The organism is Catenibacterium sp. UBA627 (assembly GCF_002299355.1).
Taxonomy (GTDB): Bacteria; Bacillota_I; Bacilli_A; order Erysipelotrichales; family Coprobacillaceae; genus Catenibacterium; species Catenibacterium mitsuoka.
In genome coordinates this window covers 16215-42242 of the sequence record NZ_DBPF01000152.1, presented here as the reverse complement: position 1 = coordinate 42242, position 26028 = coordinate 16215, and the positions used below count along the sequence as shown (strand labels likewise).

The following is a 26028-nucleotide window of genomic DNA, read 5'->3' as shown; positions in this document are numbered from 1 at the left end:
TCTCTAATTTCTTCTAAATCTACAGTATCAATAATAAATTCCATTTTTTAATCTCCCTTGATTATATTTTTTATTCCACTATCAGATACAATCTGATAGTAATGGCTTAATTCTTCCTGGCTATAGGCCACTGCATCCTCTTTGACACCATATTCAAATTCAGTCAAATCATATTTTGCGGATGCAAGAGGATTATAATTTAATAATTCATAACGTACTTCTGGATATAAACTATAAAGATAAGAGGCAATACTCTTAATATTGTCATCATCACCTGTATATCCAGGAATAAGTGGTGTTCTTACAATCACTTTATCTTTATGTTCACTTGTGAGTAAATAAGATAGATTTTCTTTAATAATTGTATTTGATACACCAGTCGCTTCTAGATGAGCTTTGTCATCTTCTATCTTTAAATCACAATAGATCTGGTCAAGATAAGGTGCTGCCTGCTTAACTAAATCTAAAGATGTATAAAGTGATGTTTCAATGGCTGTGTGTACTTTTGTATGAAGTTCCTCTAATAATTGTATCAGTTTTTTCTGCTGCATAAAAGGTTCTCCACCAGAAACTGTCACACCTCCACCATATTTAAAGAAAACTTCATCTTCCATCACCTTATCAACAAGTTCTTCTAAGCTATAATAAGAGCTATCATACTGAATCGCATCAGTAGGACAATACTTAAAGACTTCATCCAAATCATCTTCTATAAATACAGGTCTATCTTGATAGACTATTTTACCTGCTCCCTGCTTCTCACAGTTTCGACAATGCATGCACTTGTTTTCTAAGTAAATAGGTTTTCTTTGTGGTAAAAGTCCTTCAGGATTCTGACACCATCTGCATCTTAAAGGACATCCTTTAAAGAATATCGTAGTACGCAATCCTTCCCCATCATGTACCGCAAATCTTTTGATATCAAATACAAGATATTTAGATGTTATCATAGGTTGTTCTCGCAATAATTTCATCCTGTAATTTACCTGCCAGTTCTACAAAGTAGGCTGTATATCCAGCAACACGGATTGTGAGTGAACGATGTCTTTCAGGATGAGCTTTCGCGTCTAATAAATCTTTTTTATTCACGACATTGAACTGAATATGAGGTACATGCAAGTCTACAAAAGCACGAAGGAAATTTTCAAACTTCATACGTCCTGTTTCTGTTTTAAAGAAGTCTGGTAAGAACTTCATATTGAGTAATCCCCCATTGGTTGTGAGATCATCGTCGAGCTTAGAAACAGATTTCAAGACAGCTGTTGGTCCTGCTAAGTCTCTACCATAGACAGGTGACATACCACCATCCGCAAGAGGTGTATAAGCGTTTCTACCATCTGGAGATGCTCCTACATTTTCACCCATTGGAACATGCGCTGAAACAGTATACATACCTGTATGAATAGGACCACCACGATAATTCTTATACTCTTTCATCTTATTTCTAAAGTAACGTGCCCATTTAGCGCCGCATTCATCTACCCAGGCAATATCATTACCATATTTAGGTACTTTATTTAAAAGCATGGCTTGTGTAATTTCATGTCCTTTAAAGTCGTCCTGTAAAGCTGTAAGTAGTTCTTTTGAATCTAAGAGATGGTCTTCATAGACTAGCTTTTTAATAGCGGCAAGAGAATCCGCTAAGTTCGCAATCTGAATCATCTGGATACCAGATAAATTATACTTAGCGCCACCTCTTGTAACATCCATACCTTTTTCTAAACAATCATCAATGACACATGATAAGAAAGCTGTAGGTAAACATTCCTGGTGAACTCTTTCTACAACTTCTTCCGCTTTCATCATCATTTCAATAAAGTAATCAATCTGAATCTTGAAGGCTTTTTCTAATTGTTCATATGTCTTATATGTTTCAAGTGATCCCATATCCAGGCCAAGTTTCTGCCCCGTCAATAAACATTTACCATTATTTAAAGTAAGTTCTAATGCCTTATTGAGATTGAACATAGCCGCATCACTCCAGCCTAGATTATTGCCATGGGTTGTAAGTTCTACGCATCCTACAATCGCATAATTTAAAGCATCCTCGTGACGGATACCAAGTCTTTCCATTGCAGGAATAATGGCTTCATCATTAAAGAACTGAGGCATACCACTACCTAATGCAACAACTTCAATCGCCTTCTGCATGAGTTCATGAGATGTATTCTTATTAAGTCTCACTGATAGGTTAGGCTGAGGAAGACATAATTCCTTCTGTGCTTCTAGACAAAGCATGGATAAATCATTATATGTATCATGTCCTTTTTCATCCAAACCACCTACCGCAATATTAAACCCAATCGGAAATCCCGCAAAGTATTTAGCTGAATTACTGTTACGAAGATAAACAATCTGATTAAACTTCAACCAGAGACATTCTAATATTTCTAATGCATCAGTTTTCGTAATAAGTCCTTCTTTTAAATCATGTTCATAATATGGGTAAAGATACTGATCCATACGTCCTGGTGAGAACGAAGACGCATTGGATTCCATATGTAAAATCACAAATAAGAACCATAGAGACTGTACAGCTTCATGGAATGTTTTTGGCGGTCTTTGAGATAAAGAGAGGCAGTTATCTGCAACACGCCTTAAATCAACACTGTCATGATATTCAGGCATAGAGATAATATAGTCATGATATCTTTTCATGAAAATAATTGCCCCTTCTAATACAAGTTTCGTACATGTATAGAATTCTGTTTCTTGTTTTTCATTAATCTTATCTAATAATCCCTGAGGTCCATACTTTAACCATAAAGCAGAATCAGGACAGATATGACCCTGTGCATGGTCTTTCTGATTGATCTTGACTACTTTACTGATATGATCAATTTCTTTGCCATAGCGTATTCTAATGACATCCTCCATAGAATGTCCTTTCCAGTATGGGTAAATCGTTTCTCTAAATTCTTTGATATCCTCACTTCTCACTTCAAAGCGGTCCTGAGGACGGGTAGGAAGTGTTTCAAATTCTTTATCAATCCAAGAACAGCCGCTTTCAGGGAATACAACACCTGCACGTACACCTTTTGTACGATTTCCAACAATCAATTCTTCTTTTTCAACACCAATTTCTATTTCTTCTAACGCTGCTTTTAAAGAGAGGGCACGTTTCATAGGAACAGAAAGAGTTTCATTCTCTTTATAAATACGTGTTATGATACGCGCTTGCTCAATAGATGCATAACGTTTTTCATCAAGCATCTTCTCTTTTAATATTGTGATTCTGTTTCTCATACTCTTCTCTCCTTTTCAACTTAATTATACTTATAGAATTATTGTTTTCAATACTTTCATTATTGTTTTTGATAATTAAAAAGGCATGCATCACCTGCATACCTTATATCTTATCTCCTGCAATCAAATCTTCATGCTTAACGCTCTTTTCATGTGCATCTTCTTTCATTGTAGCAAGGAAAAGATAAAGTATTTCTATTACTGCAATGGCAATCACATGAGAACAATGGCCTTATAAAAACAAAATACAGAAGCTTGCACCACTAGCCTGTGACAAGTCTTCTATTATCATATTGACCACTTCACTTGTATGATGCATGATATATTTCGTATTTTTTCTGAATCAAAGAAATGATCATAGAATGAACAAATCTCTTCAATAACGTTCTTTGGCTCATTTACTCCTTTAATCTGTACGTAATGCTTTGACAGGATCCTCTTTAGCTGCTTTACGAGATGGAATTAATCCACCTAGTAATGTCAGCCCGATACTTAATAGTATAAGAATAATTGCACCACTTACTGGCAGCATCGCATTGATAGAGGCCTGGTTGGATACATTATGAATAATTATATTTGTAGGAATTAATAGAATCAAGGTAATACCAATACCCATGAGTCCTGATAATAAACCAACAATGAATGTCTCCGCATTAAATACCTGTGAAATATTATGTTTAGATGCTCCAATGGCACGCAGTATTCCAATTTCCTTCTTTCTCTCTAATACACTGATATAGGTGATAACACCAATCATAATTGAAGAAACCACAAGTGAAATACCCACAAAGGCAATAAGCACATAACTAATAACATCCACAATATCAGTGACTGAAGACATAAGTGTTCCAACAACATCTGTATAAGTAATCACTTTTTCTTCATCTATCTTTTTCATCTTCTCATTATAATGGTCTAAATAATCAAGGACTGACTGCTTCTTTTCAAAGTCCTGAGGATAAATACTAATACTACTTGGATCATCAAAGCTGCAATAACCGAATTTTTTCATATTATTATCATAGCTTGACTGCTCTGTATTCATCATTGATTTTAAAAGTTCAGTCATATCCGCACCATCTCTATTCATTTTAATGGCCTGTTTAAAGACATCTGGATTAAAAGTAAATGCCTGAGAAAGAGATGTGGACATCTGTTTTGTGACAGTCTGCATGTAACCTGACATAATTGTATTTAATTGTGCATCAAGATGATTATCCTTGATCACTTTATCAATAAACTGATTGATGACCTGCTTAGAATCCTGTGAATTGAGATAGTTCATCATACTATTCTGTAACCCTTGCGTAAATGAATTGATATCTTCTTTTGCATAATCACTAAAGTCATCCGCTACATTCTTCATAATCTTCTGCATCTGTTCTTCAGTGATCTTTATTTCACCATTTTCTCTAATTGCATCATCAATGCCTTTCTTGATTATATCAGATGCTCTTTTTGATTGAAGATATTTTTGAACCAGCGCATTTAAATTTTCTGCTTCTTTTAAAGGATGCTCCTTTAAATAATCGCTATAACCTGAAGTAAGAGTGGACATAAAAGCACTTGCATCTGTAGCAGAAATATCAATCTTAATCTGGCTTAATACCTGTGACAAGTCCATTAGTGGCATGGACATATTCACCTTGCTTGTATCAAACTGAAATGCATTCTTTAGTGCATTATTGTCTACTTGAAACATAGAAGATAAATCAAATGACTTTTGAGACTGATCATTAAAAGATTGTCCAGTAATCACATTTATATTTTTGTTTTCTAGCTGTTCTTTAACTATCTGGCTATTACTCGCATCTTTAATAGTAGAAGTGGCAAGTGAGTAAGGATAATAAATACCCATAGCAAGCATAGAAGCATTCATCGATTCTTTAGGTTGTACAACACCAACAATCTTTAAATCACTGCCATTTTGTACAAGTGAATCGATATAGTTTGTATCATTACTTTTATCTTTATATACCTTATATGTATCATCATATTGATAATAAGAAGAGGCATTCACTACTTTAAAAGTAATACCTAATAGATCTTTATAACGATAACCTTGTTTACCTGTTGTGACTTTAACACTTTTCTCTTCACTAAAAGCTTCTAACATCTGATCTAATTGTGCTGGGTCTCTTAAGCCTAATGTATAAAGCATAAAATCACTGATTCCACCTTTTTTAGAAAGAACCAAAACACACTCATTTTTATTTTTAGGCCAGTGCCCCGCTTTTACATCATATTGATCATCATATAAAGATGCATGAGATGGAAGAGAATAAAAAACATTCGTATTCATCATACTACTCATCATAGAATTACTACCTGTTCCCATTCCAAGCTTCTTCATAGTCGTATCAGGGTTCACCTGTCTTATACCATATTGGTCATTTGTATAGATCTGTGGTGAGATACCATAATCATATTCTACAGCACGGGCATATTGATTGATTTCTTTATGTTCTTCAATATAAGATTTTAAGTTCTTTAAATCATTAGAACCGATCTTAGAGAACATATTCTCCATCATATCCACAACCTTAACTTCACTGTTGTTTCTCTTCACAGGTTCACCCATCATCGCGCTCATATCAATTCCTGTAGATTGAATAGAGAGTGGATATTCTGATAACGTCTCTTTTTCAATGGATGAGATATAGGCATTCACACCAGTAGAAATAGAAAGAATAAGCGCAATTCCAATAATACCAATAGAGCCAGCAAATGACGTGAGTATTGTACGGGCTTTTTTTGTCTTAAGGTTATTAAAGCTAAGCATTAATGCGGTTAGGAAGTTCATAGATGTCTTTCCTAGATTTTTATGAACAGGCTTTTCTTCGTTAAAAGATACTGGATGAGAATCAGAGACTATCACACCATCTTTAAGAGTTACAATACGATTGGCATACATATGCGCAAGTTCTGGATTATGAGTGACCATGACTACAAGTTTTTCTTTCGCCACCTGTTTAAGAAGATCCATAACCTGTATACTTGTTTCACTATCGAGTGCACCTGTTGGTTCATCCGCAAGTAAAATATCAGGATCATTCACTAAAGCACGGGCAATAGCCACTCTTTGCATCTGTCCACCGGATAACTGATGAGGAAGCTTATGAAACTGTTCTCCAAGTCCTACCTGAGTCAGTGCACGTTTTGCACGACATGTTCTTTCTTCTCTAGAAACACCTGAAATTGTGAGAGCGAGTTCTACATTTGCAAGAATTGTCTGATGCGGTATCAAATTATAGCTTTGGAAAATAAAACCTATTGTATGATTTCGATAAGAATCCCAGTCCTTATCCTTATATTGTTTTGTGGAAATACCATTGATGATAAGATCTCCTGAATCATATTGATCTAAGCCGCCAATCACATTTAATAAAGTTGTTTTTCCTGAACCAGATGGTCCTAATATTGCGACAAATTCATTTTCTCTTAAACATAGAGATACATGATCAAGAGCTGTCTGAGTGAGTTCACCTGTATGATATTGTTTGCATACATCCTTAATTGTAAGCATTCTTCTCAACTCCTTTTTTCTATCATAACATAATATATTATGTGTAAAAACAAAGATGTTTCACTTAATTTTCACATATTTTAAATAGACACCTTATTAAAGGAGTTGTCAAAAGCATACATAACGCATTCTATTTTATAAATATATATAATAGTTATAGAGGTGAGAATTATGAAATCTTATTTATATGTTTATAAAATAAAAAAAGAAGAATCAAGTGATATCTTCCTAAGAATATGTCATTCTATAGAAAATAAACTTCATCCTTCTTTTATTGATCAACTGATTGTAGATTTTGATAAGTCACGTGTTCAACGTTATATATTTCCTAATAATCGTATATTACTTTATGATGATATACAATCAGATTGCGTTATCATGCAGACTGATCAGCCCTGCACGCTTTCTAATTTAAAGGAATAAATAATACATCATTGCGACCACCACAGATCATACCTAGCTTGGCACCTTCTTTATTGCTTAATTCATAGTGATGAGAACGAATACCTTCCTCATTTCTTGCATCGCGTATTGCCTGGTATTCTACACGTCCACCACCAATTGTTTCAATGATTTTTTCATCTGTAACAAGCATCATACTACCTACTCCTCGAGGTGCAGATCCTTCTTTAGATGTAATGATACAGAGAGTTCCTTTCTCTTCTGTATAATAGAGATCACTTGTCATTGTAGAGTATTGATGCGTATTTTTAATCTGTATAATTTCAGCCATAATACTTATCGCAATTTCTGCAGGTGTTTGTGAATGGATAGGAAGACCAATAGGTGCATGAACCTGTTTTAATAAAGATTCGTCATAACCTTCTTCTATTAAAGCATCCATTGTCTTTTTCACTTTGCCTTTGCTTCCAATCATACCTATATAAAGTGCTTTTTGATTAAGAACTTTTTTCAGACAGACCTTATCATCCTTATGCCCTCTTGTCACAATAACATAACATGCATTGTCTTCTTCAGGGAAATAGTGATCTGCTTCTTCATAGTTGACACAATGCACTTCCTGGGCCTTTGTAAAGATAGCTGAATTCGCAAATTCTTCACGATTATCAATGACTATTGTATAGAAATCTAATAGATGTGCTGTTTTTTCAACATACTGTGAGACATGTCCTGCACCTAGTAATACTAATTTTGGCTGAGGCATGAACCACTCTTTTTGTATACATGTCACATCTACGTTATGTTCTATTAAGGAAGCCAAAGCTCTTTGATAAAGCCCTTGCGGCTGTTTTACTTCTATAACTGCATCAGGATATCTTTTCAAATAATATCTTACGAGCTGCTGAATAAGTGCACCATCTACTATTTTTTCTGGATCAAGATGCAATAATTCAAAATGATGCACCACATCTTTCACACGTTTTCCTAAGCCTTTCATAGATGTAATCAAAATAATTTGATCTGTATCCTCATCTAAGACAGGTTCATAGTCTGCAGGCACCTTTAAAGGCATACCTCTAGAGCCATCCGCTTCAATTAAAATGACATCCACTTCTTTTTTTAATTGATTGAGTAAATCATGATCAAGTGCCTTGATTTTCTTTTCATTAAAACGATTTCCTGCAAAGGCATATCCTTTGTTTTTTAGTTCTTCATGAATTTCTTTATAACTTGGATCAACTAAAGTATCTTCTTCTATACGCATATGTGTAGAAGTCGTCATAAGAACTGTTTTTCCCTCTTCCTTATACTTAAAAAGCAGTTCCTTCATACGTGTTGTTTTTCCACCTGACCCAATAATACTAATGATCATTCCTCACTCATCTCCTTTAAGACATCAATGACAGTATTGACTTCTTCCATACTATTCATAAATGATAAGCTGAAACGTACAATACCTCTTTCTACTGTATTAAGATGTGTATGCATCAGTGGAGCACAATGGGCCCCACAGCGTGTAATGATATCATATTTATAACTTAAGACATCACTGATTTTAGATGAATCATAGTCTTCAATATTAAAGGCAATGATAGGTGTATGGCTACAGGTATCATAATCACAATAGAATGTGATTCCGTTAATACGTTTCATACCTTTATATAAAGCATCAAAAAGCTGTTTTTCTTTTTCTTCTATCTCTTTTTGATGTTCTAATAAATAAGTCATGCCTGCATTTAAAGAGGCAATACCTGGTATATTCAAAGTACCTGCTTCTAAGTGTTCAGGATAACTATCAGGCTGGTTTTTATTAAAGGAATCAATGCCTGTTCCACCTGTCTTAAGTGGGTGAATGAATATATCTGTATTGACACAGATTCCTCCTACCCCGCTCATTCCTAGTAATGCCTTATGACCACTAAAAGTTAGCAAGTCAATATGAGATTTCTGCATATCAATAGATATATGACCTGCACTTTGTGCACTATCAACCACAAATAGGATATGATTTTCATTGGCTATTTGACCAATGGCATCTATATCATAGAGTTCACCTGTCACATTAGAACTATGCGTCATAACAATCATCTTTGTGTCTTCTCTTATTTCTTTAAGAATATCTTCCTTATAAGGTGCTGTAACAGTTAAATCAACACCTATTTGACGAAGTGGTCTTAAGACAGAATTATGTTCTGCATAAGTTGTAATGACATGATCATCCTTTGATAAGATTCCTTTTAAACATGTATTCAAGCTTTCTGTATTACCACTATTGAAGATAACATGGTCAAAAGAAGGTAGATTAAAATACTGTGCAATGAGTTTACGAGTTGAATATAAAAGACGGTCCGTCTTAAATGCGCCTGTACTTCTTTGAGCATTCATATTATGGTCAAGTGCATCCATTACTGCCAGTTTGACAGAGGGCAGTTTAGGAAAACTTGTTGCCCCTTGATCAAGATAAATCATGCTGACCCCTTAAATAGAAAATAGCTTCTAATACACCACCTGCAATACATCTTGCTTTATCTGAAATAGTGAAGCAGTTCTCATATTCATCTAAACGAGGATCAATATCTGCCATCTTGAATCCCTTTGTGACATAATATCCTTCACGAATCAAACCTCTAAGTAACCCTGACATAGAAGCATATACAGGATGCTGTCCTTCCTTGTTTTCTATATAAGCAAGCACATCTCCTTTTTCAACTATATCCGTAATCTTCTTAACCTGATGAACAGTACCTTCTACTTCTGCATGAATGACACGTTCTTTTCCATACCCCTTAATAAGTCCTGGAATCCCTGTATTTTTCATTGCTGGTCCTTCTTCAATCAAGCGACCTAAGCGATGACCTCGCATTGTTTCAATCACGATATCTACATCTTTTCCTGCATTAAATCCAGGACCTAAACCTATCGTGATAGGCGCCATATTTCTTGAAGTACCCATATTCTTTTTCGCAAGTATCGCATCAATCATAATTTCTGGCTTTAAGATATCAATAGAACTCCCTTCAGGATCTACCATCATCGCAATCTTATTTTCTTTAAATACAGACTCTAATTCATTAAGTGAATGAATCAGTACGCATTCAATACCTTCTACTCCCTTATGACCATCATATACTGCTTCAGAGTATGCAACATTACGTCTAATCGCACTTGGGTGGGCAATCTCTAATACAAGAACATGAAACCCACAGCGGGCAAGCTTATAAATAGTGCCAGTCGCAATATCACCGCCACCTCTTACTACTACAAGATTATCCATATTAGTTAGGCTTGATGACTTTTTCAGCCTTTTCCATTCTTTCTACAATATCATACATATTTGTTATGCTGCCCACTTTTAAATCATCTTTTAACTTAAAGAAATCCAAGCATGTTCCACAGTTCACAATTTCAACACCAACAGAATCTAAGAATAATAAATCATTCACTGTATCACTTTCCTGTGTAGTGATCTTTACACCTTCATTATAGAAAAGAATTGTTTCTGGGAAGGCATCCTGCTTAGTAAGCGCAAATATGAAAGATTTCATTAAAATTTTACCTAATTCCTTGTCACTTCCTAAACTATTACTGCTTATTACAACAATCTGTCCTTTCAAGATATTGTCAGCCTTCTCTTCTTCTACAACCTGTTCGCCTGAACTGATTACTACAGTATAATCTTCGTTGACTTTACTACTTACGGCATCATAACCCTTTACTTTCGCAAACTTCTTTAGGTTTTCTACAGCTGTTTCATTATCTACTAATACTTCTACTGCTTCACTACTTTCCTTTAATAATTCCTTAGTCTTTACAACTGGTAATGGACATTCTAATCCTCTTGCATCTAACTTTCTCATTTTTATTCTCCAACATATATACTTTTATCTTTTAAATCAATAACCTCTCCAATGATATAACATTCTCTTCCTGCTTCTTTAAATGCATTCATTATATCATCTAAATCCTCTTTTGCGACACTTGCAAGTAATCCCCCACTTGTCTGAGGATCATACATAATTTCTTCTAAGAAGAAGTTTTCCTTCTCAAAAACAACTTCTTTTTCTACACTATTTCTATTTGTCTGAGCAGCCCCACTTAAATAGAATTCATCTACATAATAAGGACAATCTCTAAAATAAGGAATATTGTTTCCATAAAGCAGTGCACTCTTTTTATGATCTAACATCTCATTTAAATGAACCATTAAGCCAAAACCTGTGACATCAGTCAGTGCATGAACATCATATGGTTTCAGTAATTCTGCAGCATACTTATTAAGTGTTGTCATACTCTTAAAAACATCATCTAATACTTCTGGCGCCGCGTCTTTCATACGCATCGCATTGAGTGTCATACCTACACCTAATTTCTTAGTAAGTATAAGTACATCTCCCGTCTGGGCATTATTGTTTGTCTTAATAGAATCAACATCCACAATACCAGTCACGCTTAAGCCGTACTTAATAGAAGTATCTCTAATAGAATGCCCTCCAGATAGTGTTACATGAGCTTCTTTTAACTTATCATTGCCACCTTCGATAATTTTCCCTAATATATTTAAATCTTCTTCATCTGGGAAACAGACAATATTTAAAGCCGTTCTAGGCACACCGCCCATAGCATAGACATCGCTTAATGCATTAGTGGCTGCAATCTGACCATAAAGATAAGGATCTTCTACCATTGGAGGAAAGAAATCCAGTGTAGAGACAATTCCTTTATCTTCCGTTATCTTTAATACAGATGCATCATCATGACTATCAAAGCCTACTAACAAGTCTGGGTCTTCATACTTATCAATCTTTTCAAGGATGCGAGAGAGCTTCTTTGCGCCAAGCTTTGCGCTGCATCCTCCACCCTGACAGTAAATCTTTTCACTCATCAGAAAATCACCTCTTTCATATAAGCATATTGTACATGTTCTTCTTCTAAGAATTTATGCCATTTATCTTGGTTGAGTTCTAAAGAAGCAAAACATAGTCCACATCCTGCTTCTATTTCTCTTGGAAGAGGAATCAGCCTTCCCTGCATCTTATTTTTTGCTTTATCCTCTAAGTCTAGTGCATGGCTTGTAGAATCAAACGCAATAATCAAATATTTATCTTTCTTCATTAAATAGTTCTTGAAATGTTTCTTCTGCGAAGTCTTTCATTCTTTTCTGGAATTCATCATATTTCTTTAATAATGTCTTTCCTTCTTCGCTTAAAACACTTCCTCCTCCATTACTTCCTCCAGATACACGCTCTAATAACTTCATATCTAGATCTTCTTCAGCTCTCTTTAATATCTTCCATGCTTTAGAATGGGACATCCCCATAACCTCACACGCCTTACTTAAAGAGCCATATTCATCACATAAATGAAGTAACTGTGAGACACCTTTTCCAAAACAGGGTTCTTCATTAAAGAGTCTGACTCTAAAATCAAATTTTTCAGGATTATGATACGTCATCCTACCAGCCCTTTCCAAAACCACAATTTGGGAATGTACATTGTGGACAGTTTAAACATAAACCACCTTCACCAAGCATTGCAAGTTCATCAGCAGTGATTGGATCATTGGCTACAAGTCGAGGAAGAATTAAATCAAAGACTGTTCTTTTTGCATACATCACACATCCTGGTAAACCAACAATTGGTGTATCTCCCTTATATGACAATAAGAACATCGCACCTGGTAAAACAGGTGAACCATAACTAATAATATTGGCCCCTGTGTTCTTGATTGCGAGTGGTGTCTTATCATCTGGATCAACGCTCATACCACCCGTACAGATCACCATATCTACATGCATGTCAAGTGCTTCTTGTATAGCACTTGTCACCATATCCGGATTATCTGGACATAGTTTATGGAATACAACTTCTACATCATATTCCTTTAATTTATCAATAATAACAGGAGTAAATGTATCCTTGATACGTCCTTTATAGACTTCACTTCCTGTAGTAATAACGGCTGCTTTCTTAAGTACAAAAGGCTTTACTTCAAGTATTGGTGTATCGGTGATTTTTGATGCTTCTTCCATCTTTTCCTTTTTAATAACTAATGGAATAATACGCATACCTGCTAAATGATCACCTGAATGAACAACTGTATTTCCATTTCTTGTTGCAATCATCATTTCACCCATACGATTCACTTCTAATAACTTTTCTCTGTTCACTTTAAATAAGCCATCAATGGTGCTAATCAATTCTATTTTACCTTCTTTAATTTCTGTTGTAGACATATGATCATTTTGACACAACTTGCATAATACTTCTGCTGCTTCATTTTCATGCATCATTGTCTCATCATTTTCCCATACATAGAGGTTTTCTTTCCCTAAAGACAACAATACAGGAATATCTTCTTCTTTTACGATATGACCTTTTTTAAAGCGTGCGCCTTTTCTCACGCCTCTCACAATTTCAGTAATATCATGACATAATACTGCCCCTACTGCATCTTCTGTCTTGATTTGTTTCATGATTTGTCCTCCTAACAGTTAAAGTTTATTTCTTATTATACGTTGTGTCAATACTCACAAAAAAGGAGGTAAGCCCCCCCAACTACTACTTACAGATAGTAAAACCACTCTTCTTGAATGTTTCTTTCGATTCCTTAGTTTCTAAAAACTTAATTAAGTTATTTGCTTGTTCTTGATGTTTAGTTTTAGTTACTCGTCCTACTGGATAAATAACTGGTGTATCTAATAAGTTGTTGTTGACCTTTTCAAGTACTGTGACTTTAGAACTGCTGGCTGCATCTGTAGAATAAACAAGACCTACTTCAGCACTTCCGCTTTCTACCCAGCTTAATACTTCAGTGACATTACCACCTAATGAAATCTTATTCTGGATAGCTTCCCAAGAATTGGCTTTAGTAAGTGCGATTTTCGCATATTGACCTGCAGGTACTACTTCAGGATCACCTACCGCAATCATCTTCGCATCAGTGATGTTTGAAATACCTTTTACAGCGGTTTTTGTATCTTTCCCTTTGATTAATACAAGTTTATTCTCTAATAGATTTACAACACTCTTAGAATCAACAAGTTTTTCATCTACTAAGCTATCCATCTGTTTAGTGGCTGCACTAAAGAACACATCAGCATCTAATCCTTGTTCAATCTGAATCTGTAATTTACCACTACTGTCATAAACACCCTTTACGTTCACATTTGGATATTTCTTTTCAAAACGAGGAATAAGTGTTTCTTCAAAAGTCTTTTCCAAACTAGCTGCAGCCGCAATAGTAATTGTAACTTTCTTTTCAGGCTTCTTTTCTTCCTGTCCACATCCAGCTAAACCGAATACGAGCGCAAAAACACATAAAATACTAACTAATTTCTTCATGAGCCATTTCTCCTTTTTTTATAATATCCATTTCATGACTCAAAGTTTTGATTTCATCCTTATTATGGGATACAAAGACAACAGGTCGATGGTAAGCATCTAGTTTAGTCTTCATCTCTTTTAGAAGTTTCCCTTTTAAATCTTCATCCAAGGCACTAAATGGTTCATCTAAAAGAATTGCCTCAGCGTTGTAGATCAACAGTCTTGCCAGGGCAACACGCTGTTTCTGTCCCCCTGACAACTGTCTTGGATAACGCTTTTCTAATCCTTCTATATGAAACTCCTTCATCAGCTGAATCACTGAATCATGAATTATAGTCTTATCAAGTCTGCGAGCCACAAGAGGTGAGGCAATATTCTCATAAACTGTCATATTTGGAAATAATGCATAATTCTGAAACATATATCCAATATTTCTTTCTTGTGGTGATAGATTAATATGTTGATCTGAATCATAGAGTACTCTTCCATCTAAGACAATTCTTCCTGAATCAGGTGTTTCTATACCAGCAATACATTTAAGTGTCATACTTTTACCACTGCCACTTGGCCCCATGACACCCAAGCATATTTCATTAATCTTAAAATGAACATCTAAGTCAAATTCACTTAGTTTTTTATAGATATCCACTTCTAATAACATATTAATAACCTCTCTTTTTCTTCACCCATAACTGATAGATATTCAGTAATATCACAGCCGTAAAGCATATAGCGATAATAACAACAGCATAGAAAGATGCGCTATGCATATCACTGCTGACAACTTCGCCATAGACAGCTAAAGGCAGTGTACGTGTTTTTCCAACAATATTACCTGCAAGCATAGCTGTTGCACCAAATTCCCCCAAACCTCTCGCAAATGATAATACGCCACCGCTGATAATACCTGGTAAAGCGTTAGGTACGAGTATCTTGAAAAAGATGCTTGTTTCACTCATACCAAGTGTTCTTGCAGCAGCGACCAAATCTTCATCCACCTGTTCAAGAGCTCCTCTGGCTGAACGATACATGATGGGAAAAGAAATGACGACTGCCGCAATCACTGTGGCACTAAAGCTAAAGGCAATACGCACGCCTAGCACATTTAAGAAAAATGAACCAATCGGCTGATTAACTCCAAATATCAATAATAGGAAAAAGCCCATTACTGTCGGTGGTAAAACAAGTGGGAGTGTGAAGATGCCGTCAAAGATGAGTTGAATGACCTTATTTTTAAGTGTCATCATCCATCTTGCTGCAAAGAGTCCTAAAAAGAATGTGATAAAGATAGAAAAAGCAGCGCATTTAAATGAGATCCATATAGGTGAATAATCAATCATCATTTCTTGCACAATCGTGTGCATCTCCTTTTAAGATTTCTAAGCCATGATGAAGAGGATCTATAATAATATCCAGACTCTCCTTCACTGCCTTGACACTTCCAGGAAGATTAATAATGAGCGTGTTGTTTCTAATAACACTTACACCTCTAGATAACATGGCACGATTTGTATATTTCATAGATTCATAACGAATTGCTTCAGAAATACCTGGCACAAGTCGTGTGGCTACTTTTAATGTCGCTTCAGGTGTGACATCTCTTTGTGACAAACCTGTACCACCTGTAGTCAAAATCAAATCATTCTCACATCGATCACTTAGATTAATAAGTGCCTGTTCAATCATTTTCTGATTATCTGGAAGAATATCTAATGATGTGACATGATAACCTCTTTCTTCCATATATTCCTTAATAGAAGGACCACTTTCATCCACTCTTAATCCTTGACTTCCTTTATCGGATAAAGTGAGTATTGCGACACGCATGCGTGAATCAGCAGGTGGTGTATAAGTCACCTCATCATCACAATGAATCACTCCGCCATGAATGACTCTTGCGAAAATACCAAGTCGAGGCATAATACATTCACCTACCTGGTGATAAATACGACAATGAGCATGACAGCTTTTACCTCTCTGTGTGATTTCTAAATCCACTTCACCAATATGAACATGACTTCCTACAACAAGCTCATTAAAATCAATACCAGAAATAAGAAGGTTCTCACCAAAAGCACCATCTTCTACATCTCCACCACGTCTTTTAAAGTCTTCTCTTTCTTCATAAGGTAATAAGCTGACCTGTCTATGCCATTTACCTGCATGGGCATCATGTTCTAAGCCAAAGTTTTCTATTATTTTAGTTTCTTGTATAGGTTTCTTTTCAGTCCCCTTCTTCTCACTAATACAAATTGCTTCTATTTTTCCTGCCAATTGAATTCACCGCTCTTTCCACCTGTTTTCTTTAATAAATGAATATCTTTGATTTCCATTTCTTTACTGATTGCCTTACACATATCATAAATAGTTAATAATGTAACACTTACTGCGTGTAATGCTTCCATTTCCACCCCTGTTTTCCCTTTACATTTCACTGTCGCAAAGGCATGAATCTGATTGTTGTCTTCATCTATTTCAAAATCAACAGTGACATTAGTAATCATTAATATATGACAAAGCGGAATCATATCGCTTGTCTTTTTTGCGGCCATGATACCTGCAATTCTTGCGACACCAAGAACATCTCCTTTTTCCACTGTATTGTTTTTTATATGTTCAATAATCTCATGATTGACTTGAATAGTCCCTCTTGCATAAGCTGTTCTTTTTGTAATCTCTTTATCAGATACATCCACCATAATGGCGTTTCCATCATCATCAAAATGCGTAAATCCCATATTACCCTCCTATTTGATTCATTACAGTACCACTTTGTTCATCTTCAAAATGGTGCTGTTCTGGCTTCATATAAATTGCATCCCTCATCACTTCTTCTAGTTTGATTTCATTACATATATAAGGCTTTAATGCGATACTATTCTTATGAAATAAGCATAATTTTAATGATCCTGTACTAGACAAACGCACACGATTACATTCATGACAGAACTTATGATGTAAGGCTTCAATAAAGCCAATGACACATTTCATATTCTTTATTCTTATATAATGTGCAGGACCATTGCCTAATCTTTCTGTGATTTCTTCTATATTATAATGTAATGCAAAATATGACTGTACCTCTTCTATTTTATTTTCTCTTTTATTTGAACCAAGTGGCATGAGTTCTATAAAACGAAGACTTACTGATAAATTTTCACAAAAATCAATCAAGCCTTCTAAATCACTTTGTGTAAAAAGTGGTCCTACGACTGTATTGATTTTTATATTGAGTCCAATAGAAACACCATAGAGAAGATTATTTAATACTGTATCAAGTGTATCTTTGCCACAGATAGAAGCATATTTCTTTGAATCAAGTGTATCTATAGAGAAGTTGATCCCATCAATGCCTATATCCTTTAACTCATCCATAGTATGTGCATCTAGTAATAAGCCATTGGTTGTAAGAGTTACCTGTCTCACACCCTCTAGCTGTTTGAGCTGTCTTAAAAAAGAAAGATATCCTTTTCTTACCGTCGGTTCTCCACCAGTCACCTTGAAGTTCACTATACCTAGCTTAACTGCCACCTTGCATATATCTAGTATCTCTTCATAGCGTAAAATATCATTATGTGAAAGAGATTTTAATTTATCTGGATTACAATATACACAATGATAGTTACATCTATCTGTAATCGATATTCTCATATAATCAATTGTACGGTTATAACGATCCTTCATACAAGCCCCTTTCCGTTATTCTCACTTGAGAACAACGCCATACATAGTGTACAATGATGTACATTAATATACAACGATTTTGTGAAACAAATGAGAAATATCGCTTTGTTGACTTGTTTCAAACGCATTAGCGTATTAGAATAGTATCTATATTACTAAACAAACGGAGGATAACGTATGAATTTCGTAAAAGATAGCGTAAATCAGCAGCCAATAGTAGATACAGTATTTACTATTGTTGCGAAAGCAAAGGAAGCGAAAGAAAAGTATGGAGCTGATCAGGTTGTAGATGCAACTATCGGTTCTTTATATAATGAAGAAGGTCAGCTTGTCGCATTGGACAGTGTCTTCAATTCTTTAAAGAATCTTGATAATAAGGTTCTTGCGAAGTATGCAGCAAGCTTTACTGGTAACCCTACTTTTAGACAGAAGGCTTATGATTGGGTACTAGATGGTAATAGCCATCTTGAACATGAAGTAGTGGCAACTCCAGGAGGAACTGGTGCTGTATCTATGACTATTCAGGAATGTTTAGATGAAGGTCAGACTGTCATCCTGCCTGAAATTGCATGGGGTAGTTATGCATTAATGGCTCAGATGCATAATCTTGAAATGGCTAAATATTCTTTATTTGAAGGAGATCATTTCAATATTGCCTCTTTCAAAGAAACATGTCTTGAAACAATGAAGAAGCAGAATAAGTTAGTGATTGTTATCAATGACCCATGTCATAACCCTACTGGTTATTCTTTAACTCATGAAGAATGGGATGAAGTGATTACTTTCTTAAATGAATGCAGCAAGACTCATGCTGTTGTATTATTAAATGATATTGCTTATATTGATTTCTCAAGCCGCCAGAAAGAAGCAAAGACTTATTTTGGTCAGTTTGACATGATCAGCGATAATGTGATTGTAGTTGTTTCATTCTCATTATCTAAGTCAATGACAAGCTATGGTTTAAGATGTGGTGCAGCAATCATCCTAGGTCAGAAGAAAGAATCAGTGAATCAGGTAAAGATCGTATTTGAAAAGAATGCTCGTGCAACTTGGTCAAATATCAACAATGGTGCAATGGAAACATTTGTAGATGTATTAGATAACCATGGTGAAGAATATGATCAGGAAAGATTAAAATATGTTCACTTATTAAAAGAAAGAGGAGATATCTTCACTTCTGAAGCGGATGAAGTAGGATTAAAGTATTACCCATATAAAGAAGGTTTCTTCGTTACACTTGCCATGGATAATGAAACTCGTGATAAGTATCATGAAGCTTTAATGGCAAATAATATCTTTACTGTAAAGGTAAATCTTGGTATTCGTGTCGCTATCTGTTCATTATCAGTAGAAAAGACTAAAGGTCTAGCAAAGAAAATGAAGGATATCTTAGATACAATTCAGTAAGGCAAAAGGATTGAGTCAAATGGCTCAATCCTTTTTATTTGTTTTAATCAACAGTTTTATTGTAAAATTCATCAGAATTCAATGTATTCTCATAGTTGATAGCACATAAAGATGTAAAGAATAAATCAAAGATAAACTTTGTAGAAATACTGAAAATAACATCTCGTAATTTCATAAATGTCTCATTGCTTTCTGCCTTAATTGTATATGTGACATATTTAGAGATTGGTCCTTTATTATCTGGTGTAATAGCAATAGTTGTAATACCTCTACGGCATAATATACGTGCATTATCCAGAATATGTCGTTTAAAGCCAGTTTTAGTGACCAAGATAACAACATGAGTTGATGGAACATTTAGACTAGCATGTACCTGTAAATCCTGATTTTCATAAACATGAATTGGTTTACCAATTGGCATCAAAATATGTTGCGCATAATGCGCAATATCTGCGTTCATATCTGTCGCAATAATATCAATTGCCTCACATTTATTTAATACATCAATAATTTCATCATATTGTGCAAGTGATATGTTATTTTTTGTACGTGAGATTACATTATCATAAAGCTGTGCTGTTTTATTAATGCATTCAAGTCCACTATCATTTTTGTTAAGTTCTACTTTAGGCATATGCATATCACGTAGTTTTAATACAATATCAAATTTAAAGTCATTAAAATTGGCATAACCGAACTTTCTAGAGAGTCTCAATATAGATGTTGGATTAGAATAAGTCAAACGTGCTAATTCTCTTGAAGACATATAAGGCACCTGATCTAAATGTTCGATAATATACTGACAGATTGATTTTTCAGCATCACTGAGTTTTGTATTTAATTCAATACCTTCCTGAAGGTTTCCTCCAGATTCTATAAGTTCATCTAATAACATTACTTTTCCTCCCTTATACGCATAAAAAAGGTACTTTCCCGCCTAGAAAGTACCTAGAAATGATTGATTATTCAGCCTCAGACTGTTTAGCCTGATACTTTTCGTAAGCAATCAAGAATGGTGTATAGATTACAACAGATAATGCGATAACGATTAACTGTGATAATGCACCCATTGGGTTAGCACCTGTACATATGAATCCAAAGAATACTGGTGGCATTGTCCAAGGTACTTCAAGTACGATCTTAGGACAGAATCCACTAGTAACTAATAGATAACCTACAACAAGTGTAACTACTGGAGCTAAGATAAATGGAATATCTAGAATTGGGTTCAATACTAGAGGCATACCAAATGTCATAGTTTCGTTGATGTTGAATAAGGCTGGAACGACAGAGATACCAGCGATAGTTCTGTTATCTTCACGTCTAGAGAAGATAAAGATAGCGATAACTAAACCGATAGTAACACCAGAACCACCGAATTCACCAAACATTGATAACATAGTTAAGTTCATTACATATGGAATGTCCTTCTGAGCAGCACCTGCAGTAAATGCAGCTGTGTTAGCATATAGTAATGGTCTGAAGATTGGTTCCTTAACAGCATTAACCATGTTGTTACCATGAATACCTACGCACCAGAATAATGAAATAACTACATAAAGAATAGCAACTGCAAAAATGTTGTTACCAATTAAGCTCTGTAATGGTTTCTGAACGACATTAAAGATTAATGCGTTTAATTCAGCGCCAGTAGCTAACTGACATACTAATCCAATAGCACCAATAATGATTGCAGTTAAGCAAGTTGGAATTAATACTTCGAATGCACGAGCAACTCCAGGTGGAACCTGTTCAGGCATTCTGATCTTTAATGCATCATTCTTACGGAACATGTTGTAGATTTCCATACCAACGATTGCAACAATTAAACCTGTGAATAAACCAGTTGCAGCAGTGTAGTTATTTAAAATACCACTGTAAGTGAAGCTATCGGCTGTAATTTTATGCTTAGCAGCTTCACCAGTCACATTAATAAAATTACCTAAAGTATAACCATGAGATTTACCAGCTTTATCGATGAATGAAGCAGATAAATCTTTTGCAGCAAATGATGTAGGAGTAACCATCATCCATAAGATGAAGCCTAATACAGCTGGGAAAGCACCAGTTTCACCATTTGCTTCAGCAATTTCAGAAGCAAGTAACATAGTAACACTAATAGTAATACATGAGATTGTAGCATACTGCATTGCAGTAAAAATTGGGTTAAGAACTTTAAGTACCATAATTGGTGGCCATAAAGCGCCTAAACCTGTTGTTTCGTTTACTAAAACGTTTGTCCAAAGAACACCAATGGCACCTGAGATAGTTGCAGGCATGAAGTTCTGGAATGCATTCTTGATTGCATTCAAGTACTTATTCTGACCACACCAAGCACCGACACGTCCTAGCTTATCAGCAAAAGCGTCCATTTAATTTCCTCCCTTTCAAGAGTTGGCGTAACTCTTGTACAGGTACTATTTTACACAATCTAAAATGTAAGTCCAAGGATGCGCTATCACGAGCACGATTGTTACAAAGAACTCTTTTTCACATATCATTATCTTGTAAATATGATACAGTTATCATCTATTTACCAAAGTACTTTCACTTCCATTATAGCCATTCACTCCTTATTTTAGAAAACTTTTTTTAAAACAGTGATTATTTTCCATTATTAAAATGATGTATGATAAAATATTTGTATAAATTTACATTACATAGAAGTGCATTAGAAAGGTGGTAGATATTTATGAGAGATTATCATGCGCACGAAATTGGAAATGTAGCTGTTTTAGGACATTCTGGATGTGGTAAGACAAGTATAGTAGAAACAATGGCTTACCGTGCTGGAGCAATTGGTCAGATTGGTGATATCCAAAGTGGTAATACAATCAGTGACTATAGTGCTGAGGAGATTGCACGTCAGTCTTCTATTAATTTATCAATCGTTCCTATTGAATGGGATAACTGTAAGATTAATTTAATAGATGTTCCTGGTACTTTTGACTTCGTAGGTGAAACAGAAGCAGCTTTATCCGTTTGTGAATCTGCTTTAATTATTTGTCCAAGTTATGCTGGTATTTCAGCAGGTACAAAACAGGCAATGTATAAGGCTAGAAATAAAGGTAAGATCATCTATATTAATGGATTAGATAATCCAAATAGTGATTATCCTACAAAACTTCAGCAGTTAAAGGATACTTATGGTAAGGGTATTGCCCCAATACAGGTACCAATCATGGATAATAATAAGATGGTTGGTTATGTCAATGTTGCAAAGATGGAAGGACGTATGTTTGAAAATGGTCAGACACATGAAGCCCCTATTCCTGAAGATATGATGGATGAAGTATTACCAATCAAGGCAATGATTGATGAAGCTGTTGCGAATACAAGTGATGAATTACTTGAAAAATATTTAGAAGAAGAACCTTTCACAAAAGAAGAGATTTCTAATGCATTAAGACAGGGTGTAACTGATGGTAGTTTGATTCCTGTACTTTGTGGTACTGATCGTATTGGTATTAGTATTATCTTAAATTCTATGTGTGCTTTCTTTGATTCAGCCAATCATCCAAAGAATGCACTTATTGTAAAGGATTTAAAGAAAGATGATGAAAAGATCTTAGAATGTAATGAAGATTCACCTACAAGCTTATTTGTCTTCAAGACAATTACTGATCCATTTGTAGGTAAGACATCTTATTTTAAAGTGACAAGTGGTACTTTATATGCAGGTATGACTCTTTATAATCCAAAAGAAAAAGAAGATGAAAAGATTGTGAAGATTTATCAGCCTATGGGTAAAAACTTGATTGAAGTAGATAAACTTCATGCAGGGGAAATTGGTGCATTTACACGTTCAACTACATGTCATACAAATGATACATTATGTGATCCACGTTCTCCTATCCTTATTCCTGATACAGAATATTCTAAACCATATTATAAGAAAGCGATTGTACCTCTTGGTAAGAGCAATGAAGAAAAGATTGCGAATGCGATTAATAGATTACTCGAAGAGGATCCTACTTTAGTTTATGAATACAATGAAGAAACAAAGCAACAATGCTTATCTGGTATTGGTGATATTCATCTTGATACAGTGCTAAATAAATTAAAAGCAAGATTTAAAGTAGAAGCAAAGTTTGAAGATGTCAAGATTCCTTATCGTGAAACAATCAAAAAGGAAGTCACTCAAAGAACAAGATATAAGAAACAGTCTGGTGGTCATGGACAGTTTGGTGAAGTAGAAATTACTTTCAAACCTTCTCGTGATTATGATAAGCCTTATATTTTTAAGGAAGAAGTATTTGGTGGTGCTGTACCTCGTACTTATTTCCCTGCTGTTGAAAAGGGACTTATTGAAAGTGTAAAAGCAGGATGCTTAGGCGGTTATCCAGTATTAGGTATTGAAGCAACTCTTATTGATGGTGCTTATCATTCTGTTGACTCTTCTGAAATGGCCTTTAAGACTGCAACATCTATGTGCTTCAAGGAAGCAATGCCTAAGGCAGAGCCTGCATTACTTGAACCATATATGAAGATGAAGGTTATTATTGATGATGAGTTTACAGGTGATATTATGAGTCATTTAAATACATTACGTGCGAGAGTTATCGGTTCTGATGTATTTGAAGATGGATTAATTAAGATTATAGCAGAAGCACCTATGAGTGAAGTGATGAACTATGCAGTTGATCTTCGTTCTATGACTCAAGGTCAGGGTGTCTTTGAAATGGAATTCCTTGATTATGAATTTGCACCTGCGAATATAGTAAAAAAGATTTTAAATAAATAATGAAGCGAGGGAGTTTAATTAAAACTCCCCCGCTTTTCTATTGGAACAATGATTGAAGATTGACTAAATAGCTTTGTTTGTCATCATAGATGATCAATTTGTTTTCTCCTTCATATTCATAGAGTGAAATATCAACACCATTTTTAAATGGTAAAGATAATGGAACATAGCTATTCTTTTGAATATCATAGAGATAATAATTGACATGCTTATCATAGAAAGAATCTTCATTTTCATTTGTGATAAGAAGATATTGACTTGTAGAACTTGCAATTTTTATACGATAATTTTCTTCCTTTATTTCACAACTCTTTCTAGTGACATGATTAATGATTGTATTATCTACTAATTCAAATGCAGACGCAAATTCAGTAATACCATTCCATTTTTCAACCACCTTCTGTGTTGCACAATCAATCACAATCGTATAATCATCACCATAAGTAATAATATAATCATCACCATAAAATGAATGTTCATTTGATAAAGCATACCCACATATATCAGGCACAATTTTTTCTGTCTTATTGACTGTATCATAGATTGTCCAATACTCATCCTGCTTATTAATAAGTAAATAACGTCCATGAGGTGATAGGTATGGATTTACAGAGCGATGATCAGTGGTTATTGCTTCAATGTTTCCCGTCTTCATATTCAAGGCAATGATATCATTCTTTTTTGTACATAAATAGACATTATTATTGAATATACGATTGACACCATACTCTACATAACCTGAAAAATCATACAAGAAAATATCATGGTGGTAACGCACATATTTAAAAGAGAATGGCTTCTTATAAACACCCTTATATGTACGTGGTTTTTGTAGTTTGATTTGATTATGATGCATAAGGTAGATATTTTTTATTATATCATCCTTAGTATATGTATATCCAAAAGGGGCCTCCCCCCAGCTGATATCCTTAAAAGCCACATTCTCAACAGCATGAATGTCCTCTTTAGAAAAGTGATTTGTCAGCCATTCTGACATATCAGAATGAAATGCACTGACAGTTATTAAAGAAATACATACAATAACAGCCGTTAAAACCATAGAAAATGAATAATGTTTTTTCTTTTGTGTATATGTGATCTTCTTCCAATCTTCTGGCGTATGAATATCATCAAATTCTTTCCATTTATTCATCATCCTCACCAACTTTCTTCTTTAGTATCTCCCTTCCTCTTTTTAATCTTGATTTCACTGTATTGATATTCATCTTTAATATTTCTGAAATTTCATCTGTTTTATATCCTTCATAATAATATAAATAAAGTACATTCTTATAACGCGTTGGCATATCTAATATCACAGGAAGTAATACATAATCCTTCTTCTCATCTTGAATAAGCAAATCTTCTATATTAATTGTCTTCTTATAGAAAACACGACGATAATCCTTACATGTATTGATTGTGACACGAATCAGCCAGTGTTTTAGATAATCAGGGTCTTCTATCCTGCCATGCTTGTAGAGTTTGATGAAAACTTCTTGAAAACAGTCTTTCGCATCATCACTATTTCTCAAATTCATGATACAAATGCGAGTCACCATATCCCCATAGGTATCAATTACATCTTCTATTGTCATGATATTTCCCTCCCTTCACTATTAATACGATGATTTCCTCCATTTGGTTGCACATATGTGCTGAATTATTTTACTTTAGGGTCTATAATAAAGCCTAC

At 34.7% G+C, this 26028-nt stretch carries 24 protein-coding genes; 3 read left to right on the top strand and 21 right to left on the bottom strand.

Annotation, left to right across the window (positions count from 1 at the left end; genetic code table 11):
• Positions 1–47: 47 nt before the first annotated feature.
• The 3 genes from B2S90_RS10400 to B2S90_RS10390 form a co-directional block, all read right to left on the bottom strand.
• Positions 48–950 carry a glycyl-radical enzyme activating protein gene (locus tag B2S90_RS10400; protein ID WP_055233705.1) on the bottom strand — a complete coding sequence of 301 codons (903 nt, stop codon included), beginning with the start codon at positions 948–950 and terminating at the stop codon, positions 48–50.
• Entirely contained in the window at positions 937–3246 is a 2310-nt protein-coding gene (locus B2S90_RS10395) for a glycyl radical protein (protein WP_278780775.1), read from the bottom strand. The genes B2S90_RS10400 and B2S90_RS10395 overlap by 14 nt, the downstream gene beginning before the upstream one ends.
• A 406-nt stretch (positions 3247–3652) precedes the next feature.
• On the bottom strand, positions 3653–6772 hold the full coding sequence (locus B2S90_RS10390; protein WP_147556481.1) for an ATP-binding cassette domain-containing protein: 3120 nt from the start codon (positions 6770–6772) through the stop codon (positions 3653–3655).
• A gap of 171 nt (positions 6773–6943) precedes the next feature.
• Between B2S90_RS10390 and B2S90_RS10385 the strand changes: the two genes are divergently transcribed.
• Entirely contained in the window at positions 6944–7195 is a 252-nt protein-coding gene (locus B2S90_RS10385; RefSeq protein WP_055233702.1) for a hypothetical protein, read from the top strand.
• On the opposite strand, the gene yqeC is transcribed toward B2S90_RS10385, so the two are convergent.
• From yqeC to moaA, 14 genes are all read right to left on the bottom strand, one after another.
• Complete coding sequence (gene yqeC / locus B2S90_RS10380; protein WP_286697016.1) at positions 7179–8546, bottom strand: selenium cofactor biosynthesis protein YqeC; 1368 nt, start codon at positions 8544–8546, stop codon at positions 7179–7181. The two genes, B2S90_RS10385 and yqeC, sit on opposite strands and share 17 nt — an antisense overlap.
• Positions 8543–9643 (bottom strand): aminotransferase class V-fold PLP-dependent enzyme, encoded by a 1101-nt coding sequence (locus B2S90_RS10375; RefSeq protein WP_286697015.1) that lies wholly within the window; start codon positions 9641–9643, stop codon positions 8543–8545. The genes yqeC and B2S90_RS10375 overlap by 4 nt, the downstream gene beginning before the upstream one ends.
• Positions 9630–10448: a selenium-dependent molybdenum cofactor biosynthesis protein YqeB gene (gene yqeB, locus B2S90_RS10370; RefSeq protein WP_278780779.1), complete on the bottom strand. Its 819-nt coding sequence runs from the start codon at positions 10446–10448 to the stop codon at positions 9630–9632. Before yqeB ends, B2S90_RS10375 begins: the two co-directional genes overlap by 14 nt.
• 1 nt (position 10449) lies before the next feature.
• Positions 10450–11031, bottom strand: a complete 582-nt coding sequence (gene yedF, locus B2S90_RS10365; RefSeq protein WP_278780780.1) for a sulfurtransferase-like selenium metabolism protein YedF — start codon at positions 11029–11031, stop codon at positions 10450–10452.
• A gap of 2 nt (positions 11032–11033) precedes the next feature.
• Complete coding sequence (gene selD / locus B2S90_RS10360) at positions 11034–12056, bottom strand: selenide, water dikinase SelD (RefSeq protein ID WP_279079545.1); 1023 nt, start codon at positions 12054–12056, stop codon at positions 11034–11036.
• Positions 12056–12286, bottom strand: a complete 231-nt coding sequence (locus B2S90_RS10355; protein ID WP_055233697.1) for a DUF3343 domain-containing protein — start codon at positions 12284–12286, stop codon at positions 12056–12058. Before B2S90_RS10355 ends, selD begins: the two co-directional genes overlap by 1 nt.
• Complete coding sequence (locus B2S90_RS10350; RefSeq protein ID WP_055233696.1) at positions 12273–12626, bottom strand: winged helix-turn-helix domain-containing protein; 354 nt, start codon at positions 12624–12626, stop codon at positions 12273–12275. Before B2S90_RS10350 ends, B2S90_RS10355 begins: the two co-directional genes overlap by 14 nt.
• Before the next feature lies 1 nt (position 12627).
• A complete protein-coding gene (locus tag B2S90_RS10345; protein WP_278860593.1) occupies positions 12628–13647 on the bottom strand; it encodes a molybdopterin-binding protein in 1020 nt (339 codons plus the stop codon).
• A gap of 85 nt (positions 13648–13732) precedes the next feature.
• A complete protein-coding gene (gene modA / locus B2S90_RS10340) occupies positions 13733–14515 on the bottom strand; it encodes a molybdate ABC transporter substrate-binding protein (protein ID WP_055289536.1) in 783 nt (260 codons plus the stop codon).
• Positions 14499–15158, bottom strand: a complete 660-nt coding sequence (locus tag B2S90_RS10335) for a sulfate/molybdate ABC transporter ATP-binding protein (protein ID WP_286697014.1) — start codon at positions 15156–15158, stop codon at positions 14499–14501. Before B2S90_RS10335 ends, modA begins: the two co-directional genes overlap by 17 nt.
• A 1-nt stretch (position 15159) precedes the next feature.
• Entirely contained in the window at positions 15160–15840 is a 681-nt protein-coding gene (modB, locus tag B2S90_RS10330) for a molybdate ABC transporter permease subunit (RefSeq protein WP_278780790.1), read from the bottom strand.
• Complete coding sequence (locus tag B2S90_RS10325; protein ID WP_278860595.1) at positions 15830–16771, bottom strand: MOSC domain-containing protein; 942 nt, start codon at positions 16769–16771, stop codon at positions 15830–15832. The genes modB and B2S90_RS10325 overlap by 11 nt, the downstream gene beginning before the upstream one ends.
• Positions 16756–17235: a cyclic pyranopterin monophosphate synthase MoaC gene (moaC, locus tag B2S90_RS10320; protein ID WP_055289532.1), complete on the bottom strand. Its 480-nt coding sequence runs from the start codon at positions 17233–17235 to the stop codon at positions 16756–16758. The genes B2S90_RS10325 and moaC overlap by 16 nt, the downstream gene beginning before the upstream one ends.
• A gap of 1 nt (position 17236) precedes the next feature.
• The gene (gene moaA, locus B2S90_RS10315) at positions 17237–18181 is read right to left on the bottom strand and encodes a GTP 3',8-cyclase MoaA (protein ID WP_286697013.1); all 945 of its coding nucleotides are present in this window, start codon (positions 18179–18181) and stop codon (positions 17237–17239) included.
• Positions 18182–18358: 177 nt separating this feature from the next.
• Here moaA and B2S90_RS10310 point away from each other — a divergent pair, with 177 nt between their 5' ends.
• Complete coding sequence (locus B2S90_RS10310) at positions 18359–19588, top strand: aminotransferase class I/II-fold pyridoxal phosphate-dependent enzyme (protein WP_278780786.1); 1230 nt, start codon at positions 18359–18361, stop codon at positions 19586–19588.
• Positions 19589–19631: 43 nt separating this feature from the next.
• On the opposite strand, the gene B2S90_RS10305 is transcribed toward B2S90_RS10310, so the two are convergent.
• Together B2S90_RS10305 and B2S90_RS10300 are read right to left on the bottom strand one after the other, a co-directional pair.
• Positions 19632–20483 carry a MurR/RpiR family transcriptional regulator gene (locus tag B2S90_RS10305; protein WP_055233690.1) on the bottom strand — a complete coding sequence of 284 codons (852 nt, stop codon included), beginning with the start codon at positions 20481–20483 and terminating at the stop codon, positions 19632–19634.
• Positions 20484–20550: 67 nt separating this feature from the next.
• On the bottom strand, positions 20551–21960 hold the full coding sequence (locus tag B2S90_RS10300; protein ID WP_055233689.1) for a PTS sugar transporter subunit IIC: 1410 nt from the start codon (positions 21958–21960) through the stop codon (positions 20551–20553).
• A 320-nt stretch (positions 21961–22280) separates the two neighbouring features.
• On the opposite strand from B2S90_RS10300, the gene B2S90_RS10295 reads away from it, so the two are divergent.
• Complete coding sequence (locus B2S90_RS10295) at positions 22281–24332, top strand: elongation factor G (protein ID WP_055233688.1); 2052 nt, start codon at positions 22281–22283, stop codon at positions 24330–24332.
• A gap of 37 nt (positions 24333–24369) precedes the next feature.
• Here the strand turns inward: B2S90_RS10295 and B2S90_RS10290 are convergent, their stop codons facing one another.
• Both B2S90_RS10290 and B2S90_RS10285 read right to left on the bottom strand, forming a co-directional pair.
• On the bottom strand, positions 24370–25485 hold the full coding sequence (locus tag B2S90_RS10290) for a hypothetical protein (protein ID WP_278780787.1): 1116 nt from the start codon (positions 25483–25485) through the stop codon (positions 24370–24372).
• Positions 25478–25930, bottom strand: a complete 453-nt coding sequence (locus tag B2S90_RS10285; RefSeq protein ID WP_147556482.1) for an RNA polymerase sigma factor — start codon at positions 25928–25930, stop codon at positions 25478–25480. The genes B2S90_RS10290 and B2S90_RS10285 overlap by 8 nt, the downstream gene beginning before the upstream one ends.
• Between the last annotated feature and the right edge of the window lie 98 nt (positions 25931–26028).

Excerpts from the sequence above, each read along its gene's own strand:
- B2S90_RS10390 (WP_147556481.1), bottom strand. The coding sequence starts at position 6,772 with ATGCTTACAATTAAGGATGTATGCAAACAATATCATACAGGTGAACTC.
- B2S90_RS10305 (WP_055233690.1), bottom strand. The coding sequence starts at position 20,483 with ATGTTATTAGATGAACTTATAGAATCTGGAGGAAACCTTCAGGAAGGT.
- yedF (WP_278780780.1), bottom strand. The coding sequence starts at position 11,031 with ATGAGAAAGTTAGATGCAAGAGGATTAGAATGTCCATTACCAGTTGTA.
- yqeC (WP_286697016.1), bottom strand. The coding sequence starts at position 8,546 with ATGATCATTAGTATTATTGGGTCAGGTGGAAAAACAACACGTATGAAG.
- B2S90_RS10290 (WP_278780787.1), bottom strand. The coding sequence starts at position 25,485 with ATGAATAAATGGAAAGAATTTGATGATATTCATACGCCAGAAGATTGG.
- selD (WP_279079545.1), bottom strand. The coding sequence starts at position 12,056 with ATGAGTGAAAAGATTTACTGTCAGGGTGGAGGATGCAGCGCAAAGCTT.
- B2S90_RS10355 (WP_055233697.1), bottom strand. The coding sequence starts at position 12,286 with ATGAAGAAAGATAAATATTTGATTATTGCGTTTGATTCTACAAGCCAT.
- yqeB (WP_278780779.1), bottom strand. The coding sequence starts at position 10,448 with ATGGATAATCTTGTAGTAGTAAGAGGTGGCGGTGATATTGCGACTGGC.
- modB (WP_278780790.1), bottom strand. The coding sequence starts at position 15,840 with ATGATGATTGATTATTCACCTATATGGATCTCATTTAAATGCGCTGCT.
- B2S90_RS10375 (WP_286697015.1), bottom strand. The coding sequence starts at position 9,643 with ATGATTTATCTTGATCAAGGGGCAACAAGTTTTCCTAAACTGCCCTCT.
- B2S90_RS10295 (WP_055233688.1), top strand. The coding sequence starts at position 22,281 with ATGAGAGATTATCATGCGCACGAAATTGGAAATGTAGCTGTTTTAGGA.
- B2S90_RS10395 (WP_278780775.1), bottom strand. The coding sequence starts at position 3,246 with ATGAGAAACAGAATCACAATATTAAAAGAGAAGATGCTTGATGAAAAA.
- moaA (WP_286697013.1), bottom strand. The coding sequence starts at position 18,181 with ATGAAGGATCGTTATAACCGTACAATTGATTATATGAGAATATCGATT.
- modA (WP_055289536.1), bottom strand. The coding sequence starts at position 14,515 with ATGAAGAAATTAGTTAGTATTTTATGTGTTTTTGCGCTCGTATTCGGT.
- B2S90_RS10400 (WP_055233705.1), bottom strand. The coding sequence starts at position 950 with ATGATAACATCTAAATATCTTGTATTTGATATCAAAAGATTTGCGGTA.
- B2S90_RS10385 (WP_055233702.1), top strand. The coding sequence starts at position 6,944 with ATGAAATCTTATTTATATGTTTATAAAATAAAAAAAGAAGAATCAAGT.
- B2S90_RS10335 (WP_286697014.1), bottom strand. The coding sequence starts at position 15,158 with ATGTTATTAGAAGTGGATATCTATAAAAAACTAAGTGAATTTGACTTA.
- B2S90_RS10285 (WP_147556482.1), bottom strand. The coding sequence starts at position 25,930 with ATGACAATAGAAGATGTAATTGATACCTATGGGGATATGGTGACTCGC.
- moaC (WP_055289532.1), bottom strand. The coding sequence starts at position 17,235 with ATGGGATTTACGCATTTTGATGATGATGGAAACGCCATTATGGTGGAT.
- B2S90_RS10350 (WP_055233696.1), bottom strand. The coding sequence starts at position 12,626 with ATGACGTATCATAATCCTGAAAAATTTGATTTTAGAGTCAGACTCTTT.
- B2S90_RS10310 (WP_278780786.1), top strand. The coding sequence starts at position 18,359 with ATGAATTTCGTAAAAGATAGCGTAAATCAGCAGCCAATAGTAGATACA.
- B2S90_RS10345 (WP_278860593.1), bottom strand. The coding sequence starts at position 13,647 with ATGAAACAAATCAAGACAGAAGATGCAGTAGGGGCAGTATTATGTCAT.
- B2S90_RS10300 (WP_055233689.1), bottom strand. The coding sequence starts at position 21,960 with ATGGACGCTTTTGCTGATAAGCTAGGACGTGTCGGTGCTTGGTGTGGT.